This window comes from Candidatus Culexarchaeum yellowstonense, from assembly GCF_024707025.1.
GTDB lineage: Archaea > Thermoproteota > Methanomethylicia > Culexarchaeales > Culexarchaeaceae > Culexarchaeum.
Genome location: NZ_JANGFQ010000140.1, coordinates 1 through 2241 on the forward strand (window position 1 = coordinate 1; position 2241 = coordinate 2241).

Genomic DNA, 2241 nt, shown 5'->3' on the forward strand with positions numbered 1-2241 from the left:
CTTTAATGGTTCAAATTTTTTTCTTCTGTAAAGAATATCTGATAAGTTAAAGCCGTACTGGATCGAAATCATCACCACCGCTATTAATACTATTGTTAAGAACATTGTAAAGAGCAGTATATTCTTTTTTTCCCCTTCTTCTCCATTCCCATCCCCAACGTTCTAAAAATATTTTATCATTATAATTTAAAAAGTTAATTTGTTAAGAGGGGATGGTTCTTGTCAACTCTTTATAACTTTCCTAAAATAATCTAATGAGAAAGAAAATTTTTCTAATACTAACCCTCTCTTTTATTTTCGTTTTCCTCTCCTTAGAAGTTAAAGCTACATGTTATGACTACACAGCAAACTGCGTTAATCAATGCAGTATATACGGAGCTTGCCCCGATCCATATCAAAGCGGTGATTATTGTTATTATAATGCAGGTTGTTGCTGGTGCTGGGAAAGCGGAGCTTGCGAGCCCTGCGACCACTACGGGTGGTGCACATATCAGAACCAGCAGGTTAAACCATCTAAACCTTGTGTTGATCACTGTAAGGGGTTAGACTGGTACCACGATTGCAAATATGAATGTACAGCTGATGGATGGGTATGTGATTGCTTGATTACAACTTGTACTGCTTCTGGTTGTTGCCATGCTACGAATGGTTGTGGTTTAAAGCCCAACGATTCAAATTGTCCATCTAATGAATCTCAATAAGAGAATTGAAAGTATAAGTTGTTGAGTACGAGAGTGAGGAATTTTGAGAAGGGAATTGTAGAGTGAAAATTTGTAGTTCTTAAATTTGAATTTTGGATTGAGGTTTTGGGTCGAAAAATATATTTTGGGATTTCTTAAAGGGTTTGAATGTGTATGATGAGCCATTGCAGCGCTGAGCTGTAGGGCTATGAAGAGTATGAGATGTGCTGATCGTGGATGTCTGCTTTAACCTGCAATATTCATGTCGAGAATCTCTTAAGAGAGTTGAATGTGTACATTAACGTTGGAAAAGCATGTGCTACGATCATTTATTTGATATGTCTAGATTGATGTAATAGGCATCTTCATGGGTAAACATTATTATTTACTTTGACGAATACTTTGAAATGGATTGTGAATGGTGGTTGATGTAATGAATGATTGGAGGAGGCGGGAGTATAGGGAGTTGAAGGGGAAATGTGTAGCTTACAAAATCTCCATGATAATTGCACTCCTATTTTGTGTGTATGTGATTGTCACAGCTGAATACCCCATCCTAACCTTCATAATAATGACACCTCCCATTACACTCATCATCATACTCGCATATCACTACCATAAGAGGGTTAGAAGGAAGCTTAAGGAGCTTGCTGAAGAGGTGGGTGAAGTTGTACCTTGGTGGATCTAACTGGAGGCTATTAAATGGAAAATTTTGTATGAAACATGAATTACTTGATCCTTAAATGTAAAATCTAACATTACCATTTTCAATAATTTAGCCTCCCCCTTCACCTCACTTTAGAAATTCAATTTCCAGAAATCTTGGGGGGTGAGGTTGTGTAATAGTTCTGGGGCGAAAGTATGGTTCTGGGGTAGAAGTCATCACAACCCCTCATTGAATTCCCAAATCTAAGACATTCAATTAATGTGGACTTCATAAGAATTCTTTCAATTTACACTGATTTGATTTAGGGAATTCTACATGTGAATTCATGTAAATGAATTCTGGAGGGCATGTCCTATAGTCATGGATAGGAGATTTGAATAATTGTGCAGTGGGTTTATTATGTCAACGATAAGTTTCAGAATGGTATCCCCCTTACATTATGAACTCTAAATATTCATTGACTGTTACAATTGAATTTTAAGTGTGGATGTATGTTATGGAATGTTTATATGTTTTTGTGGCATGTTCATATCACGTATAGTTATGAAGGTTATTTCAGTAAGGTTGAGTGAGAGGGAATTGAGGGAGATTGATCGGCTTGTGGAGTATGGTGTTTTTCGGTCTAGGAGTGAAGCTATAAGGGAGCTTATAAAGCTTGGCATGGAAAATTTAACTTACCTACATGAGGCTGTGGAGAAGTTGTTTGAGCTTGAGAAAATTGAGGGTAGAATACCAATAGATCTCAGTGGTGCGACTGAGCAACTTTTGAGGGAGAGATGAGCTACGTGTATGATAGCATTATTGTGGTGACCTTCGGTAGGCTTGATCCTAGTGGTGTTTAGATAAGAAGTTCTTGGAAGAGTTTTTCATAATTTATTTTAGTTAGGCGTATTG

Annotated in this window: 2 protein-coding genes; both read left to right on the top strand. The window is 37.1% G+C overall.

The window, feature by feature from the left end; all coding sequences use genetic code 11:
• Positions 1-1098 precede the first annotated feature (1098 nt).
• Positions 1099-1368 carry a hypothetical protein gene (locus tag MRT15_RS09705; RefSeq protein WP_304329893.1) on the top strand — a complete coding sequence of 90 codons (270 nt, stop codon included), beginning with the start codon at positions 1099-1101 and terminating at the stop codon, positions 1366-1368.
• Between the two features lie 501 nt (positions 1369-1869).
• Complete coding sequence (locus MRT15_RS09710) at positions 1870-2127, top strand: ribbon-helix-helix domain-containing protein (protein WP_304329894.1); 258 nt, start codon at positions 1870-1872, stop codon at positions 2125-2127.
• Positions 2128-2241 lie beyond the last annotated feature (114 nt).

What these genes read in the sequence shown, in the direction of transcription:
- MRT15_RS09710 (WP_304329894.1), top strand. Translation starts at nt 1,870, where the DNA reads ATGTTCATATCACGTATAGTTATGAAGGTTATTTCAGTAAGGTTGAGT.
- MRT15_RS09705 (WP_304329893.1), top strand. Translation starts at nt 1,099, where the DNA reads ATGGTGGTTGATGTAATGAATGATTGGAGGAGGCGGGAGTATAGGGAG.